5 protein-coding genes are annotated in these 3880 nt (G+C 34.1%); all 5 read right to left on the bottom strand.

Features of this window, described 5'->3' with window-relative positions; translation table 11 throughout:
- Nucleotides 1-146: 146 nt before the first annotated feature.
- Nucleotides 147-629 carry an ABC transporter ATPase gene (locus tag ACHZC3_RS06590; protein WP_394759079.1) on the bottom strand — a complete coding sequence of 161 codons (483 nt, stop codon included), beginning with the start codon at nt 627-629 and terminating at the stop codon, nt 147-149.
- A gap of 12 nt (nt 630-641) precedes the next feature.
- Entirely contained in the window at nt 642-1424 is a 783-nt protein-coding gene (locus tag ACHZC3_RS06585) for a phosphatase PAP2 family protein (protein WP_394759078.1), read from the bottom strand.
- 11 nt (nt 1425-1435) lie between these two features.
- A complete protein-coding gene (locus ACHZC3_RS06580; protein WP_394759077.1) occupies nt 1436-2227 on the bottom strand; it encodes a (Fe-S)-binding protein in 792 nt (263 codons plus the stop codon).
- Between the two features lie 78 nt (nt 2228-2305).
- Nucleotides 2306-2749 (bottom strand): phosphoheptose isomerase, encoded by a 444-nt coding sequence (locus ACHZC3_RS06575; protein ID WP_394759076.1) that lies wholly within the window; start codon nt 2747-2749, stop codon nt 2306-2308.
- A gap of 127 nt (nt 2750-2876) precedes the next feature.
- On the bottom strand, nt 2877-3880 hold a 1004-nt coding region (locus tag ACHZC3_RS06570), incomplete at its 5' end, for a 4Fe-4S dicluster domain-containing protein (RefSeq protein WP_394759075.1).

Raw genomic sequence — 3880 nt, 5'->3', positions numbered from 1 at the left:
AATTTTTCAATTATAGGATTATCTGTATTTTTAGTAATTGCATTATTTTCTTTACTACGATTTTTATTTACAGAACAATTGACCGTAAATAAAACGAGTACAGAAAACAATAGAAACTTGAAACCTAAATTTTTCAGTATATTTTTTTAAAAGAAACGACTATGCCAACTGTCTTCAGCAGGAACTTCCCAAGATTCGTTAAATTCTTCGATAGAATTTACTAAATTATTAAAGACAATTGTCGATCCTGTTACGGCTTTATCTTTAGCCATTTTTTTGAATTCGATTAATGTTTTGTGAGCTACAAATTCTCCATTTTTGAATGTTACATTCATTTTATCTAACAAATCGACTTGGTATTTTTGCTCTAAATCCTGAATAAACTGAACTGACTTATCTATAGAACAACCCGTAACTTCCTGCACTTCTGGATTTGCAGCAAATATGATAAATCGATTGTATTTTAGCAGATAAGAAGCTTCTAAACCTGTCCCATGAGCAGACCAATCTGTAATAAATGCTTTTGTTGCAGTTTCTATTTCTGTAAATTCTTCATCTGAAAATTTACGATTGGATTGATAAATCCATATTTTTGATTCTAATGGTAAGTCCTCAAATGGAATATACATATTTTTATTTTTTTAAAATGTAGAAACTAATCCAAACCCTGTCATTTTTCCATCATAATATGGAATAAAAGATGTTTTTGTGTTTGATTCTTTTTTGTTTGTAAATAACTTGCTTACTGTTGGGTATAACCAATATCCAGCTTTAGCACTTAAAATTCCTATTCCAGCACCTGTAATTATATCAGAGAACCAATGCTTATTGTTGTAAAGCCTAAAAATTCCAGTGGCAGATGCTACAAAATAACCTGAAAAACTATACAACAAAGAGACGTCTTTATATTCTTGATGTAATAGTTCAGCTCCCATAAAAGCTGTGGCAGTATGTCCAGACGGAAATGATTTTACATTTGTTGAATCTGGTCTTTGAACATGCGCCGTTATTTTAATACTATTAACTGCAATTCCCATAATTAAGTAAGAAGTGGCTGAAATTACAGTTTTATCTTTAAAATCATTTTTTCCTTTTATTCCAAATGCTTCTAATCCTAATAAAGTTGCTAATGGTGTGTATTGTGAAAAATCGTCAATTGTAATTTTATCGTCAATATCTAAAGTTAAATTTTTGTTTATTTTAGAATTTACAAACTCTAATTGATCATTGTCTGTAGCCCAAACTCCATACCCTATTAAAACTGCTGGAATTACTAGTTGCTTATAATTGAATTTTATATTCTTATTTTCATCAACATTAACAGAGTCGATAGAAACATTGTTATTTATTTCTTGAGCTAACGATGATGAACCTATGCAAAGAAAAATTAATGGTATTAAAAATGTTTTTTTAATTTTAAACAAGAAAACATTCATTATAAATCTTGAGCGTTTGCAATCAATTCGGCGATATCCATCACTTTTACGTCAGCTTCTCTTTCTTTGTTTTTTACACCGTCGGTTAGCATTGTGTTACAAAACGGACAACCTGCTGCGATGATTTCTGGTTTTGTTTCTAGAGCATCTTCAGTTCTTTCAACATTTATTTCTTTGTTTCCTGGCTCGGCATCTTTAAACATTTGTGCTCCACCTGCTCCACAACATAATCCATTGGCTTTAGAGCGTTTCATTTCGACTAATTCGGCATCTAGTTTTTGAATTAATTCTCTTGGAGCTTCATATATTTTGTTGGCACGTCCCAAATAACAAGGATCATGAAAAGTGATTCTTTTTCCTTTGAATTGTCCGCCTTCAATAGTTAATCGACCGTCATCCAACAGTGATTTAAGGAATTCTGTATGGTGAACTACTTCATATTTTCCGCCCAATTCTGGGTATTCATTTTTTATTGTATTGAAACAATGCGGACATGCAGTTACTATTTTTTTTGCTTCATACGCATTTAGCACCTCGATATTCATCATGGCTTGCATTTGAAATAAAAATTCGTTTCCTGCTCGTTTCGCAGGATCACCTGTACAACCTTCTTCGGTACCAAGCACAGCAAATTCGACCTTTGCACGATTTAAAATACGTACAAAAGCTTTAGTGATTCTTTTTGCTCTATCATCAAAACTTCCTGAACATCCTACCCAAAATAATACTTCTGGTTGTTTACCTTGGGCTAGCATTTCTGCCATTGTAGGCACTATTAATGTTTCTTGCATAATCTGTTTGTTTGTGGATTTGTGGATTTGGTTATTCGATTAAACAAATAACCGAATCCACAAATAACCAAATTTTTATTAGTGTTTTCCGTCGTCGAAGACTTGGATTGTTACTTCTTTATCTATTAAATCTGTAAATTTTCCTCTATAACGTGTTGCTTTTACCAAGTGATTGTCTATCCAGTGGTAATTCCCTCCACGTGGTTTTCCCATAAGCATTCCGTGGTATTTAAATCCGTGCTTTTTAAGCCAGATTTCAGTATATTCACGATGTGCTTCAGTTCTTGAGGTAAAAAAGAAAATTATATGTCCTTCGTCGTACCATTTGTTTAAGGTTGCTAAAGCGTCTGGATATACTTCGGCGGTAAGCATTCTTTCTGGTTCTTCATTTGGAATATCATCGCAAATGGTTCCGTCTATATCTATTAGATAGTTTTTTACTCCTTCTGGTAAGATGGGGCTTATTGTTTGTCCGTTTTCTGATGCGGCTATTAAACTTTTATCTAAATCTTCGATGTTCATTGTACTGTTTATTTATCCTTGTTTTTGCGTGAGGGATTGAGGCGGTATCCTTTTTTGAGGCTTTTTTGCCGAAAAAAAAATATAGCCGAAAGCCCGACCCTTTTCGGGTCACGCCCAAAATATTATTTTATTCGTTTTTCCAATTTAATCGGTCTTGCTGGTTGTATTGCCATGGCGCTCCGTTGTTTTCGATATTTGTCATCATGGCGTTTAGCGACTGTGGCGCAGCACTTTGCTCCATAACTAGATAACGGCGCATATCCATAATTATAGACAATGGGCTAATATTTACAGGACATTCTTCGACGCAAGCGTTGCAAGAAGTACATGCCCAAAGCTCTTCGGGTGTGATGTAATCTCCTAATAGGAATTTCCCGTCTGGAATAAATACGCCTTTGTTAACATCGATATTGTTTCCTACTTCGACCAAACGATCACGAGTATCCATCATGATTTTTCTTGGCGATAATTTTTTTCCTGTTTGGTTGGCTGGACATGATGATGTACAACGACCACATTCGGTACAAGTATAGGCGTTTAGTAACTGAACCCAGTTTAAATCTTGCACGTCTTGCGCTCCGAATTTACTTGGAACTGCATTGTCATCTGGTGCTGGTGCTGCAAATGGATCTGCATTTGGATCCATCATTAGTTTTACTTCTTTTGTTACACTTTCTAGATTATCAAATTGTCCTTGTGGCTTTAAATTTGCAAAATAGGTATTTGGGAATGCTAGTAAAATATGCAAGTGTTTAGAGAAATAGAGGTAATTTAGGAATACTAAAATGCCGCAAATGTGTAACCACCATGCGCCACGTTCTATCATTATAACTAATCCTTCTGACATTCCGTTGAAGATTGGTGCAATAAATTGTGATATTGGAAATGAGCCAGCTTGTGTATAGTGATGTACATTCATAGTTTGCAACCACAAATCGGCAGCATTCATAATTAGAAATAATGACATTAAAACCACTTCAAAATATAAAATGTAGTTTGCGTCGGATTTTGGCCAGCCTTTTAGGTCATTATGAATAAAACGTTTTAGATTGATAACGTTTCTTCTTATCCAGAAAACGATTACTGCGATTAATACTAAAAGTGCTAATATTTCGAAAGAACCAATAAGTA

Origin of the sequence: Flavobacterium sp. (assembly GCF_043720215.1) — a bacterium.
Classification (GTDB): Bacteria; Bacteroidota; Bacteroidia; order Flavobacteriales; family Flavobacteriaceae; genus Flavobacterium.
The sequence above is the reverse complement of the archived record's forward strand: the minus strand, read 5'-3'. Positions and strand labels throughout refer to the sequence as shown.

Excerpts from the sequence above, each read along its gene's own strand:
- ACHZC3_RS06590 (WP_394759079.1), bottom strand. The coding sequence starts at position 629 with ATGTATATTCCATTTGAGGACTTACCATTAGAATCAAAAATATGGATT.
- ACHZC3_RS06575 (WP_394759076.1), bottom strand. The coding sequence starts at position 2,749 with ATGAACATCGAAGATTTAGATAAAAGTTTAATAGCCGCATCAGAAAAC.
- ACHZC3_RS06580 (WP_394759077.1), bottom strand. The coding sequence starts at position 2,227 with ATGCAAGAAACATTAATAGTGCCTACAATGGCAGAAATGCTAGCCCAA.